The sequence below is a fragment of the Pseudomonas sp. GW821-FHT01E10 genome (assembly GCF_059422365.1).
The window spans coordinates 58,485-70,865 of the sequence record NZ_JBWKWT010000021.1; the positions used below are offsets into that span (position 1 = coordinate 58,485).

10 protein-coding genes are annotated in these 12,381 nt (G+C 59.0%); 2 read left to right on the plus strand and 8 right to left on the minus strand.

From position 1 onward, the window contains the following. Positions 1-136 precede the first annotated feature (136 nt). Together AC07V0_RS25640 and AC07V0_RS25645 are read right to left on the minus strand one after the other, a co-directional pair. A complete protein-coding gene (locus tag AC07V0_RS25640) occupies positions 137-1,747 on the minus strand; it encodes an ATP-binding protein (protein ID WP_086944558.1) in 1,611 nt (536 codons plus the stop codon). Further along, entirely contained in the window at positions 1,744-2,457 is a 714-nt protein-coding gene (locus AC07V0_RS25645) for a response regulator (protein WP_192350847.1), read from the minus strand. The genes AC07V0_RS25640 and AC07V0_RS25645 overlap by 4 nt, the downstream gene beginning before the upstream one ends. Before the next feature lie 738 nt (positions 2,458-3,195). Between AC07V0_RS25645 and AC07V0_RS25650 the strand changes: the two genes are divergently transcribed. Further along, a complete protein-coding gene (locus AC07V0_RS25650; protein WP_018926318.1) occupies positions 3,196-6,090 on the plus strand; it encodes a ribonucleoside-diphosphate reductase subunit alpha in 2,895 nt (964 codons plus the stop codon). A 226-nt stretch (positions 6,091-6,316) separates the two neighbouring features. On the opposite strand, the gene flgE is transcribed toward AC07V0_RS25650, so the two are convergent. The 6 genes from flgE to AC07V0_RS25680 form a co-directional block, all read right to left on the minus strand. After that, positions 6,317-7,630, minus strand: coding sequence for a flagellar hook protein FlgE (flgE, locus tag AC07V0_RS25655; protein WP_064616487.1), 1,314 nt, complete (start codon positions 7,628-7,630; stop codon positions 6,317-6,319). Between the two features lie 31 nt (positions 7,631-7,661). Next, the gene (gene flgD / locus AC07V0_RS25660) at positions 7,662-8,384 is read right to left on the minus strand and encodes a flagellar hook assembly protein FlgD (protein WP_064616485.1); all 723 of its coding nucleotides are present in this window, start codon (positions 8,382-8,384) and stop codon (positions 7,662-7,664) included. A 16-nt stretch (positions 8,385-8,400) separates the two neighbouring features. Continuing rightward, entirely contained in the window at positions 8,401-8,844 is a 444-nt protein-coding gene (flgC, locus tag AC07V0_RS25665; RefSeq protein WP_007937507.1) for a flagellar basal body rod protein FlgC, read from the minus strand. 3 nt (positions 8,845-8,847) lie between these two features. Beyond that, positions 8,848-9,255, minus strand: a complete 408-nt coding sequence (gene flgB, locus AC07V0_RS25670; RefSeq protein ID WP_007937506.1) for a flagellar basal body rod protein FlgB — start codon at positions 9,253-9,255, stop codon at positions 8,848-8,850. Positions 9,256-9,617: 362 nt separating this feature from the next. Then, positions 9,618-10,445 carry a protein-glutamate O-methyltransferase CheR gene (gene cheR, locus AC07V0_RS25675; protein ID WP_026286437.1) on the minus strand — a complete coding sequence of 276 codons (828 nt, stop codon included), beginning with the start codon at positions 10,443-10,445 and terminating at the stop codon, positions 9,618-9,620. A gap of 46 nt (positions 10,446-10,491) precedes the next feature. Further along, positions 10,492-11,424 carry a chemotaxis protein CheV gene (locus AC07V0_RS25680; RefSeq protein ID WP_007937503.1) on the minus strand — a complete coding sequence of 311 codons (933 nt, stop codon included), beginning with the start codon at positions 11,422-11,424 and terminating at the stop codon, positions 10,492-10,494. Positions 11,425-11,505: 81 nt separating this feature from the next. On the opposite strand from AC07V0_RS25680, the gene flgA reads away from it, so the two are divergent. Next, positions 11,506-12,267 (plus strand): flagellar basal body P-ring formation chaperone FlgA, encoded by a 762-nt coding sequence (flgA, locus tag AC07V0_RS25685; protein ID WP_064616483.1) that lies wholly within the window; start codon positions 11,506-11,508, stop codon positions 12,265-12,267. The last annotated feature ends 114 nt before the right edge of the window (positions 12,268-12,381 follow it).

Below are 12,381 nucleotides of genomic sequence, written 5' to 3' on the forward strand. Positions count from 1 at the left end.
TGGCTGTCAGGGCCTCTTCGCGGGCAAGCCTCGCTCCTAAGGGGTTTGTGTCGATAACGAAATGGGTGAACGCCCCCCCCCCGATCTGTAGGAGCGAGGCTTGCCCGCGAAGGCGATTGCCCTGACACCAACAACCTCAACGCCGCTCCTGATTCCTCGGCCAGCTCAAACTGAAACACGCCCCGCCCAGGCTTTTGCTCTTGCTGATCAGCGCTCGCCCGTCGTGCCAATGGATGATCCGCCTCACGATCGACAACCCCAGCCCATGACCACCCGAAGCGCGGGTGCGGCTGTCGTCGAGGCGCAGGAACGGGGTGAAGATTTTCTCCCACGCGGTTTCCGGCACGCCCGGCCCGTCATCCTCGACATCCACCCGACAGCGCTGCTGCCCCACCTGATAGCTGACGGTCACCCGTGAATGGGCATGGCGCATGGCGTTGCTCACCAGGTTCTGCAACGCCCGGTGCAGGTAACGCGGCTCGGCCTCGACCCAGGCGCCGTCGCAATCGGCGGCCGACAGGCACAAACCGCGTTGCACCGTGACCTCGGCGCGCAACGGTGCCAACTCCTCGATCACCTGATTGACCAATGCATCCAGATCGATCCGCTGGAAATTCAGCGCCGGCGAGCCCTGCTCCAGCCGCGCATAAGTGAGCATCTCATCGACCAGCCGATCGAGGTCCTCGATGTCGTGGTCCATGCCCTCGCGGTATTTCTCCAGCGCCTCAGGCGTGGTGGCCGAGCCGATCATCTCCAGGCCAAAGCGCAGGCGCGCCACCGGTGTGCGCAATTCGTGGGACACGGCACGCACCAGTTCTCGCTGAATCGCCAACAATTGCTGCAAGTGCTCGGCCATGCCGTTGAACGCCGAGGCCAGCCGCCCCACCGAGTCGGCGCCACGGGCCGGTACGCGGGTTTCCAGGCTGCCCTTGGCAATTCGCGTGGCGGCGGCTTCCAGACCGCGCAAACGACGCTCCAGTTGCCGCACCAACAGATAGACAATCAAACCGATCAGGCTCAGGCCAAGGGCCGCGATCAGCACCAGCCACTCGGGCGGGTAAGGATTCATCTGATACAACGGGCCAATTTCCAGCACCCACGGCGTACCAACCATGCCGGCAAACACCCGAATCGAATCGCCGCCCTTGCCTAACGCCATCACCGTGTCGCCTTCTGACACGCGGCGGCTCTGGTCTTCGTCCATGTCGGCCTCATCAACCGTCACCAGCCGCAGATCGAAGCCGAAACCCTTATCTTCCTTTAACTGCTCCAGACGCTTGGGCTGCTCGGCCACCGGGTAGCGCACCAGTTCATCGGCCAGCAGGTAGATGGTCGCCCGCGCCAGTTGCTCGCTGATCTGCTGGACTTCACCGGTGAGCACCAACTGCTCCTTTTCGCTGACCAGGCGATAAACCTTCGCCGCATGCGGACCGGTCTGCTCCACCAGGGCCTGGCCGTGCAACACGCGGGTGCGCTGGGTCAGGTCGAGGTCGGTCTGGGGGAACGTCTTCAGCGCCAGCGGAATCCCGAGCAAGCGCTCCCATAACAGCAACGCCCGATGGCGCTCGGTTTCGTTCATCGGTTGCAGGTTATCGGCCATCAGCGAGAAGGTGCCGTGGGCCAGGCGCTCGCGGTACTGCTCGCTGCGCACCTGGTTAAGCAGGTGCAACGCCAGCACGCCGAGTACGGCCACCAGAATCAGCGCCGCGCACATGCCGCCATAAATACGCAGGAAGATCGAGTTCACAGGGTGCAGGCTTCCGGCACGAACAAATAGCCTTTGCTGCGGACGGTCTTGATCAGCCGCGGATGCTCCGGGTCATCGCCGATCTTGGGGCGGATGCGCGAGATGCGCACGTCGATCGAGCGGTCCTGGCCGTCATAACCGATACCGCGCAGCGCGGTGAATATTTCTTCGCGGGACAGAATACGCCCGGCATTGGCCACCAGCAGCCAGAGCAGATCGAACTCGGCACTGGTCAATTCGATGCCTTTGTCATGCAGCCAGGCTTCGCGCAATGCGTTGTCCACCACCAATGGGCCGAACTGCAGGCGCCGTTGTTTTTCCTGGGGCACTTCAGGGGTTTCACTGCGCCGCAGCAGAGCCTGGATGCGCGCCAGCAATAAACGCGGACGCACCGGTTTGCAGACGTAGTCGTCGGCGCCCAGGTCCAGGCCAAGAATCTGATCGGTGTCATCGGTGCGCGCGGTGAGCATCAGGATCGGCCCGTCATAGCGGTCGCGAATCTTGCGGCAAATGCTCAAGCCATCTTCGCCGGGGAGCATCAGGTCGAGAATCACCAGGTCCGGTTTCTCCTTGATGATGCGTGCTGCGGCCAGGGCGCCATTACCCTCGATCGATACTCGCAGGCCATTGGCTTCCAGGTAATCGCGGGTCAGTTCGGCCAGACGCTGGTCGTCCTCGACAATCAATACCTGCCAGGCTTCTTGCTCCACGACGACCTCTGCTTGCCAACACCATCAATAAGGAAGGATCCACCCGTCTTTTTGTAATGATTGGGGAGGATAAGAATGCATCTGCATGGGCCGATTGTATAAACGCCACACGTCTGGAACACAAGCCGGTAAATGCGTTCGGACACAACGGTTTTTTGTGATAGGGTTCGCGCCCTTAAAAATCCGGATGACTGTTTTCTGTCGCTGAAAATCAGTGAAAAATGGTCGGCTCCAGCTAGGTCGCGGCCTACACGCCCATTCCCTCTTTCACACACAATTTACGCACAGGTTTATCCACAGGTAGTACGTTGCAACACCCTCCAAAACGCATTATCTTGTACCTCGGCGCAAAAAAAACCCTACATGTAGGGTTTTACGCCAAAAACCAAACACAAACCGGACACCGATTTCAAGCGCTTTTATTGCCTCTTTCCGGTTGAACCAAACGTATTTTCGAAAGACCAAACCGCGTGTGCGGATGGCTACTGTTTTTAAGCCCGAAACGGCGATAACGGTACGGGTGTTGCAGTCATTTACTGCCACTCAAAACGGAATTCGGTTTCAGGCCCAAGGCGTGACACCAAAGACTTCGGCATGGAAGCGGCGCCCAATAGCCCCCTTCCTGATCTGTCCCGAAGTTGGTATGCCCGGCCCTCGCCGGTTGTAGTGCTTCAGGACAGAACGGTGGGCACCGTGATGGTGCCCAAACAAACATAGAGAATGTGGAGACAACCCCCCATGCAAACCGACACAACTCGCGAGAACCCGCAAGGCACCTTGCCGCAGGCCGCCGATTCGAATTCGGATCTGTCCGCCACCGCGCCTGGCCAACTGCGCGTGATCAAGCGTAACGGCACTGTCGTCCCTTACACCGATGACAAGATCACCGTCGCCATCACCAAAGCGTTTCTCGCAGTTGAGGGCGGCACCGCTGCCGCTTCGTCGCGAATCCACGACACCGTTGCCCGCCTGACCGAACAAGTCACCGCGACTTTCAAGCGTCGCATGCCTTCGGGCGGCACCATCCACATCGAAGAAATCCAGGACCAGGTCGAATTGGCCCTGATGCGTGCCGGCGAGCAGAAAGTCGCCCGCGACTATGTGATCTACCGTGACTCCCGCGCCAAAGAGCGCGCAGCGCACTCCCCTGCCGAAGAAGCCGTCAACGCTCACCCATCGATCCGCATCACCCGCGCCGATGGCAGCCTCGCACCGCTGGACATGGGTCGCCTGAACACCATCGTCACCGAAGCGTGCGAAGGCCTGGAAGAAGTCGACGGCGAGCTGATCCAGCGCGAAACCCTGAAAAACCTGTACGACGGCGTGGCCCTGACCGACGTCAACACCGCCCTGGTGATGACCGCCCGTACGCTGGTCGAGCGTGAGCCGAACTACTCGTTCGTGACCGCCCGCCTGCTGATGGACACCCTGCGTGCCGAAGGCCTGGGCTTCCTCGGTGTCGCCGACAGCGCGACCCACCACGAAATGGTCGACCTGTATGCCAAGGCACTGCCTGCGTACATCGCCAAAGGTATCGAATTCGAATTGCTGAACCCGGTTCTGGCGTCCTTCGACCTGGAAAAACTCGGCAAGGCGATCAACCACGAGCGCGATCAGCAGTTCACGTACCTAGGCCTGCAAACCCTGTACGACCGTTACTTCATCCACAAGGACGGTATCCGCTTCGAACTGCCACAGATTTTCTTCATGCGCGTGGCCATGGGCCTGGCGATCGAAGAGAAGCAGAAAGAAGACCGTGCGATCGAGTTCTACAACCTGTTGTCGTCCTTCGACTACATGTCCTCGACCCCGACCCTGTTCAACGCCGGTACCCTGCGTCCACAGCTGTCGAGCTGCTACCTGACCACCGTGCCGGATGACCTGTCGGGCATCTACCACGCGATCCACGACAACGCCATGTTGTCGAAATTCGCAGGCGGCCTGGGCAACGACTGGACCCCGGTTCGGGCGCTGGGTTCGTACATCAAGGGCACCAACGGCAAATCCCAGGGCGTCGTGCCGTTCCTGAAAGTGGTGAACGACACCGCCGTCGCCGTTAACCAGGGTGGCAAGCGCAAAGGCGCTGTCTGTGCCTACCTGGAAACCTGGCACATGGACATCGAAGAGTTCATCGAACTGCGCAAGAACACCGGTGATGACCGTCGTCGTACCCACGACATGAACACCGCCAACTGGATCCCTGACCTGTTCATGAAGCGTGTCTTCGATGACGGCAAGTGGACCCTGTTCTCGCCGTCCGAAGTACCGGACCTGCACGACCTGACCGGCAAGGCCTTCGAAGAGCGTTACGAGTACTACGAAGCCCTGACCGAGTACCCGGGCAAGGTCAAGCTGTTCAAGACCATTCAGGCCAAAGACCTGTGGCGCAAAATGCTGTCCATGCTGTTTGAAACCGGCCACCCATGGCTGACCTTCAAAGACCCGTGCAACCTGCGCAGCCCGCAGCAGCACGTGGGCGTGGTCCACAGCTCGAACCTGTGCACCGAGATCACCTTGAACACCAACAAGGACGAGATCGCCGTTTGCAACCTGGGCTCGATCAACCTGCCGAACCACATCGTCGACGGCAAGCTGGACACCGCCAAGCTGCAACGCACCGTGAACACCGCCGTGCGCATGCTCGATAACGTGATCGACATCAACTACTACTCGGTGCCGCAAGCGAAGAACTCCAACTTCAAGCACCGTCCGGTCGGTCTGGGCATCATGGGCTTCCAGGACGCTCTGTACCTGCAGCACATCCCTTACGGTTCCGACGCTGCCGTCGAATTCGCCGACAAGTCGATGGAAGCGGTCAGCTACTACGCGATCCAGGCTTCCTGCGACCTGGCTGACGAGCGTGGCGCCTACGAGACGTTCCAGGGTTCGCTGTGGTCCAAAGGTATCCTGCCGCTGGATTCGCAACAGATCCTGATCGAGCAGCGTGGCCAGAAGTACATCGACGTTGACCTGAACGAAACCCTGGACTGGGCACCGGTTCGCGCCCGTGTGCAGAAAGGCATTCGTAACTCCAACATCATGGCCATCGCACCGACCGCAACCATCGCCAACATCACCGGCGTGTCACAGTCGATCGAACCGACCTACCAGAACCTCTATGTGAAATCGAACCTGTCGGGCGAATTCACCGTGATCAACCCGTACCTGGTTCGCGACCTGAAGGCTCGCGGCCTGTGGGACTCGGTCATGATCAACGACCTGAAGTACTACGACGGTTCGGTGCAGCAGATCGAGCGCATCCCGCAAGAACTCAAAGAGCTCTACGCGACGGCCTTCGAAGTGGACACCAAGTGGATCGTCGACGCCGCCAGCCGTCGTCAGAAGTGGATCGACCAGGCTCAGTCGCTGAACCTGTACATCGCCGGCGCTTCGGGCAAAAAACTGGACGTGACCTACCGCATGGCCTGGTACCGTGGTCTGAAAACCACTTACTACCTCCGTGCCCTGGCCGCAACCAGCACCGAGAAGTCGACCATCAACACCGGTAAGCTGAACGCTGTTTCCAGCGGTGGCAACCACGGTGACGACTCGGTCCTGGCAGCCCCAGCCGGTCCAGCTCCAGTGCCGAAGGCTTGCGCCATCGACGAGCCGGATTGCGAAGCTTGCCAATAAGCTGAGCCGGTAGGCGCTCCAGGGCGCTTACCTGAAACCCCCGATGAGCCTCTGGCTGGTCGGGGGTTTTCTTTTGCCTCTGCCTTGTAGGAGCGAGGCTTGCCCGCGAAGAACGATGACGCGTAATACCTGAAAAACCGCAGTGCATTCTTCGCGGGCAAGCCTCGCTCCTACAGAATGAAAAAACCCCTCTTGCGAGGGGTTTCTTATGCAGCACTATCAAGCATCAGGTCATCTGAATGATGGTCTGCATGATGGTGCTCTGGGTGGAGATGGTCTTGGCGTTCGCCTGGTAGTTGCTCTGCGCCTTGATCAAATCAACCAGTTCGTTGGTCAGGTTGACGTTGGACTCTTCCAGCGAGTTGGACACGACCGAACCCAGGGTACCGGTCTTCGGCGCATCGACACCGGCCACACCGGAGGCGAAAGTTTCTTTCCAGCGCGTACCGCCAATTGGCTGCAAGCCTTGCTCGTTGGCGAAGCTCGCCACCGCCACCTGGCCGATGGCCTTGGTTTGCTGGTTGCTGAAGTTGGCGGTCATGACGCCGCTGGCGTCGATGGTCAGGCTGGAGATCTGGCCGGTGGCGTAGCCGTCCTGGTATTGGGCGGTACGGGCGGTTGGCGAGTTGTAAGAAGTGGTCAGCGCCATGTTGAACGCGATACCGCCAGTGGCAGCGACGGAACCGTTCGGCCCCCAGGTCACAGGAATCGTTGCGGCGTTGGTAATGGCACCTGGCACCCAACCGGTCATGGTCAACGTGTTGCCAGTCTGGGTCCAGCCGGCACCCGCCGTCAGCGTGTTAATGCTGCCGTCGGAGTTGAAAGTGATGTCAGCGGTGATCGGCACTGGAGGCGTGGTTGCAGGGTTGGCCGGGGAGCGACCGTCCATGTAGGTATAGACACGCCAGGCATTGGTACCCGTCTTCACGTAGTACTGATCCATGGTGTGCTCGTTACCCTGGCTGTCGTAAACCTTGGTGGAGATGGTCTTGTTATAGCTGTTGGTATCGGTCGGGCTGAACGGGGCCACGGTCGGCGTGGTTTCCGCCGAGTTCAGGTTCATCGTCTGATCAACCTTGGTAGTCGGATTCGGCTTCAGGCTCGAGGTGTCGATCTTCAAGTCAGTCAACACACCGTTGATGATCTTGCCATTGGAATCGACGCCATACCCCTGTAAGCGGTTGCCGTTGTTATCGACCACAAAGTTTTGAGCATCGGTCTTGAACGCACCGGCACGGGTGTAGCTCAGGGAACCGTTGTCGCTGAGGATGAAGAAGCCGTTGCCCTGAATGCCCATGTCCAGCACGTTGCCGGTGTTGTTCACATCACCCTGGCTGAACTGCTGGGAAACGTTGGCCAGGCGCACGCCGTTACCGATGGTCTTGCTGCCGGTACCCAGGCGAGTGGCCGAGTACACGTCTTCGAATTCTGCACGGGACGATTTGAAACCGGTGGTCGCGACGTTGGCGATGTTGTTGCCGGTCACGTCCAGTTGTTTGTTGGCTGCATAGAGACCGCTAAGGCCGATATTGAAAGACATATTCCACTCCTTTGTGCCGTGTTAGTCGGCTCTATAGACCAATGGTTTGCACTTTGGACAGGGCAACGCTGCCCTGGCCTGCCAGGTTCAGCATCAGCTCACCGCCGGTCTGGCTGATGGTCACGCTGTTGACGGTTGCCGGCAGGTAAGTAACCAGTGAGGTCGCTTTGCCGTCGTAGGTTGCGCTGGCAGAGAAGGAGTACGTGCCGGCCGCGGCGACTGCTCCGGCATCGTTTTTGCCGTCCCAGATGAAACTGGCGTTGCCAGCGCTCTGGCTGCCCATGTCGATGGTGCGGATGGTCTTGCCTTCGGCGTCACTGATTTTGAGCGTAACCGGGTTCGCCGACGCCGGCAGCACAACCGTACCGTTGAGGTTCTTGGAGGTGTCGACCACGGCTTTGCCGGTCTGCGCGATGACCGAACGGCCCACCAGCGAAGAAGCCTGCAGGGCTTGCGACGAGTTGTAGTTGCTGGCAATGCCGCTGACGGTGTCGTTCAGCGTGGTGATGCCTTCCAGACTACTGAACTGCGCCAACTGGGCTACGAACGCGCTGTTGTCCTGAGGATCGAGCGGGTTCTGGTTTTTCAGCTGGGTGACCAGCAGTTGCAGGAACGCATCCTTGCCCAATGCCTTGCTGCCGGTGGCACTGCTGGTCGCCGCGGAAAGACCATCACTGGTGGTCGTGGTCTTGACCGAAGAGTTGGCCAGGACATCCTTGAGGCTTACGCCGCTGGTGGTATCGGTAACACTCATCGAAAGTCGCCCCTTATCACTGACCGAGGGTCAGGACCTTCTGCATCATGGTTTTGGCGGTGTTCATCATTTCAGCGTTGGTCTGGAACGAACGGCTTGCGGAAATCATGTCGGCCATTTCTTCGACGACGTTGACGTTCGGGTAGTAGACGTAGCCCTTGGCATCGGCGGCCGGATGATTCGGCTCGTAGCGCGCTTCAAGGTTGCTCTGGTCTTCGACCACACCCAGCACTTGCACGCCTTGACCGGCCGCGTCCTGGTTCTGGAACAGCGAATCGCTGCCGCCGCTCTGGCCGCCCTGGAACATGGTGGCGAACACCGGGTGACGGGCGCGGTAGGTCTGGTCGATGCTCGACGAAACGGTCTCGGCGTTGGCGATGTTACTGGCAACGGTGTTCAAGCGAGTGGTCTGGGCACTCATGCCGCTACCGGCAATGTTGAAAACACTGGACAGGGACATGAATTACTCTCCGCGCAGGGCTGACACCAGCCCTTTGAATTTACTGTTGAGCAGGGTGAAGCTGGCCTGGAAGTTGACCGCGTTTTCCGCGTAGTTCGACTGTTCCAGTTGGGCATCCACGGTGTTCTGGTCGATCGACGGTTGCATCGGCGTGCGATACATCAGCGACTCGTCGCCATTGCCCAGGCCTTCAGCTTCGATGTGACGGCTGTTGGTCATGCTCAAGGCGAACTTGCCGTTTTTGGTTTTCTCGTTCTGCTCGGCGAGCACTTTCGAGAAGTCCAGATCCCGAGCCTTGTAGTTCGGGGTGTCGGCGTTGGCGATGTTGTTGGCCAGGACTTCAGCACGCTGAGCGCGGAAGCCCAGGGCTTGTTCGTGGATACCGAGCGCTTTATCGAAGCTGATGCTCATGTCGGGAAACCTTCGGGTGACCTGATTTTTCGTAACGTGAACATAGCAAGCGGCGTGCCAATTCAAAAAAGCCCGTAAACCGGGGCTTTGCGAGCAGTAACGAGGCGGCAATGCCAGAAAAGCGGCAACCGATTTCCGCCGCCTGCCGCTTTTCTGCCGCTTTCCCAGGGCAACACCGATCAACTGTAGGAGCGAGGCTTGCCCGCGAAAACGGTGTGCCAGACAACAATCATCATTGACCGCCCCAACGCTTTCGCGGGCAAGCCTCGCTCCTACAGGTATTGGGGTGCCTATGAGAAACAAGCAGGCAAAAAAAACGGGAGCCCCTGAGGACTCCCGTTTTTTTGTATGCCGTCAACGAATCACTTCGCCTGGTAAATGATCCCCGGGCTGCACTGGACCATCTGGTAATGGTCCGGCAAACCGTTCAGCGCTTCGGACGCGCCAAGGAACAGATAACCGCCCGGCTTGAGCGTGCTGTGAATGCGCAACAGGATGTCTTTCTTCACCTCGGCGGAGAAGTAGATCAGCACGTTGCGGCAGAACACGATGTCAAACTTGCCCAGGCTTGCGTAGCTGTCCAGCAAGTTGAACGAGCGAAACTCCACCCGACTCTTGATTGGTGCCTTGATGGCCCAGCGCCCCGGCCCCTTGGGGTCGAAGTAACGCTGAAGGCGCTCGGGCGACAGGCCGCGACCGATGGCCAGGCTGTCGTACTCGCCGGTCTTGCAGTTGGTCAGCATGCTGCCGGACAGGTCGGTGGCAACGATCTGCACGCCCATCTTCAACTGGCCCATGTTGACCCGTTCGAACTCATCGATGGACATCGACAGCGAATACGGTTCCTGACCCGACGAACACGCCGCCGACCAGATCCGCAGGCGCTGACCGGGGCTGGCCTTGATCGCTTCAGGCAATACCTTGTTCTTCAAGACTTCAAACGGATAGGTGTCACGAAACCACAGGGTTTCGTTGGTCGTCATGGCATCCACCACCATCTCGCGCAAACCGCTGCGCGGCTGGGTCTGGATGCGCTGAACCAGCTCACCCAACGATTTGATGCCCTGCTGTTCCATCAGTTTGTTGAGACGGCTCGAGACCAGATATTGCTTGTTTTCACCGAGCAAAATGCCACAGGCTTTTTCCAGGAATACCCGGAACTGTTCGAAATCCAAATTACCCGTAGACAAAGATACCGCCTCTTAAATCGTGTTGACCGCCAGGGGCAGAAGGCCTCTAGCTGTTATCTGCTGCTTTGATCCGGTCGACTACCCGGGATGCCAGGTCATCAGGACGGAACTTGGCCAGGAAGTCATCGGCACCGACCTTCTTGACCATCGCCTGATTGAACACTCCCGACAACGAAGTATGCAGGATGATATGGAGCTTTTGCATGCGCGGATCGGCGCGGATCTCGGCCGTCAGGGTGTACCCGTCCATCTCCGGCATCTCGATGTCGGAGATCATCATCAGGAACTCTTCTTCCGGCTTCTTCCCCTCGTCAACCAGCTTGCGCAGGTAATCCAGCGCTTGCCGGCCGTCGTTCAACGCCACCACTTCGACACCGATCGTTTGCAGGCAACGGGTCACCTGCTTGCGTGCCACCGACGAGTCGTCGACCGTCAATACGCGCAAAGAGAGCGCCTTGTGCTGGGTCTCAACATCGACCACGCCCACCGAAATCGCTTCCGGCGTCGGCGCCACTTCCGCCAGCACCTTCTCGACGTCGATGATTTCGACTAACTGGTTGTCGACCCGAGTCACAGCCGTCAGGTAGTGATCGCGCCCCGTGCCCTTGGGTGGCGGATGAATCTCCTCCCAGTTCATGTTGACGATGCGCTCCACCGACCGAACCAGGAAACCCTGGGTCTTGGTGTTGTACTCCGTGATGATCACGAAGGGATTGCTCTGGTCCAGCAACCGACCGGCACCGGTCGCCATCGCCAGATCCAGGATCGGAATGGTTGCCCCCCGAATATTCGCCACACCGCACACGACAGGACTGGACTTGGGCATCAGGGTCAGCTTGGGGCATTGCAGCACCTCGCGAACCTTGAACACGTTGATCCCATACAGCTGCTGGCCGTCGAGACGGAACAACAACAGCTCAAGGCGATTCTGCCCTACCAGTTGCGTGCGCTGGTTCACCGAATCCATTACACCAGCCATGCCCAGACTCCTACACCAACGCTAAGTGTGTTGCGACGCACATTCATCACGAAACGGCACGGCGCTTGCTTTTTAACTCTTATGAACACAGAACCGACATTTTTCCGACACCTGACATCAACCTGCCGCAGATTGCTCTGCGCGATGTCGGCCGCTTGCCTGTTCAACGCTGGCAGCCCTGCCCTTGCTGATACGGTTACCTTGCCTGACATGCTTATCGGCGTCACCCAGGGCTTTCTTGAATTCACCGTAGAGGACTATCTGGCCACCAGTCAAACGCAAGGTCGCTACGAAATCCAGGTCAACCAGCTCGATCCGCGCCTGCGCATGCCTATGTGCGACAAGGAATTGACAGCCACCCTCGAGAGCCCGGCAAGGCCTCTGGGACGGGTCACGGTCAAGGTTCGCTGCGATGGCGCCTCGCCCTGGACGGTGTTCGTGCCCGCTCAAGTGAAGCTGTTTCGCGACATTGTGACGACCACTCGTCCGCTCAAGCGCACAGGGATTATCGAACCTCAGGACGTAACCCTGCGCGAGCGTGATATCAGCCTGATAAATCAGGGGTTTCTGACTTCCGTCGATCAGGCTATCGGGCAAAAACTTACCCGACCAATGGTCGCCGATCAGATCATTACGCTGGTGCATCTCGAACAGGCGGAAGTGGTTCGCAAGGGCGACCAAGTGGTGATTACCGCCCGCAGTGGTACGCTCAGTGTGCGCATGCCGGGTGAAGCGCTGTCCAACGGCGGCCTGAGGGAACAGATTCGCGTGAAGAACCTTAACTCCCAGCGGGTCATCAAGGCGCAAGTCACAGCGCCCGGCCAGGTGGAAGTGGCCATGTAAGGGCTCTGTGTTTGTGAAGTGATGGCGCACCGCCTGGCGGTTGCCTAAACTGTGCCGCATGCAGGGCATGCGCTGGCGCATGCGAGCTCATTGATAAATGGGCCTAAAGTTTTT